General features: G+C 41.0%; 1 pseudogene. It reads left to right on the forward strand.

Features of this window, described 5'->3' with window-relative positions:
* A pseudogene (locus CQA49_RS10200) lies at positions 1–1,001 on the forward strand (hypothetical protein); the annotation flags it as partial.

Consider the following 1,001-nt stretch of genomic DNA (forward strand, 5'->3'; position numbering starts at 1 on the left):
TTTTAATGAGGCAACTGATGGTGGCAATATTAGAACTGCAGAGCATGGAAGTAAGTTAGAGAATTTAGGAGGCTTGAAATCAACAGAAGCTACGCTAAATAACCTATCAAATCATGATAGCTCCAAGTTCAGTGAAGCAATAGATACACTATCTAGTGCCATTGCTTCTGAAGCTGGGAAAAAAGCATTTATGCAAGCCAAAAGCTTTGAAGCTGGGGTTAAGGCAAATGCTTACAATGAAGATGGCTCTATGCAAGAAAGAGAATATGGCTATGTGAGGGACAAAAACGGAAATATATACATGGGAGCTAAAGGAGTAGTCAAAGGGGAAAATGGAGAAGAATACAATTATAAAGAACAGCTAGGGAAACTAGCCGAATTTCAAAAAGGACAAGAAATAGGAGCTACCCATAGAAGTGTAGCAATTGCAAGCAACCTGTCAAGAATCCATGCAGATGAGACAGAAAAGCAAATTAACGAATTGGAAGGCAAAAAATATAATCCATTTACTGGATTTGTTGCTGAAACTTTCTTTGGTCAGAATGCCAATCAGCACAATGCAGATATAGATAAAATGATAGAAAAAGCAAAAGCTACAAGCGATTCCTTAACTAATGCGCGTAGCTTTACAGAAAGAGGTTTGCATACAGGTGTTGGTGAAGTAACATCAATGATTAATGGGGTTGTAGCAAACTTAAAAGCTGGTGGTGGCAATACCTTACAAGGTGGCATGCAATCAGGTGTTTCATTCTCACATAATAGCTCAAGAAACTACAGCTTTGGAACAAATATAAGCGGTGGCGATGCCTTAGCTGGACTAGCTATGAGTATGGGCATGTCGGCTGGCACCTATGGAGCGACAAGCTCTGCTATAGGTGCTACTGCTCAAGTAGCAGGAGCTGCAGCTATGTTCTTGCCAGGTGGAGCTGCAGGTAAGACTTTAGCTAATGTCGGAGCTATAGGGGCTGAAAGCACAATGGCTATAGGAGTAGGTAGAGCAA

Origin of the sequence: Helicobacter sp. MIT 00-7814, from assembly GCF_003364115.1 — a bacterium.
Lineage (GTDB): Bacteria > Campylobacterota > Campylobacteria > Campylobacterales > Helicobacteraceae > Helicobacter_F.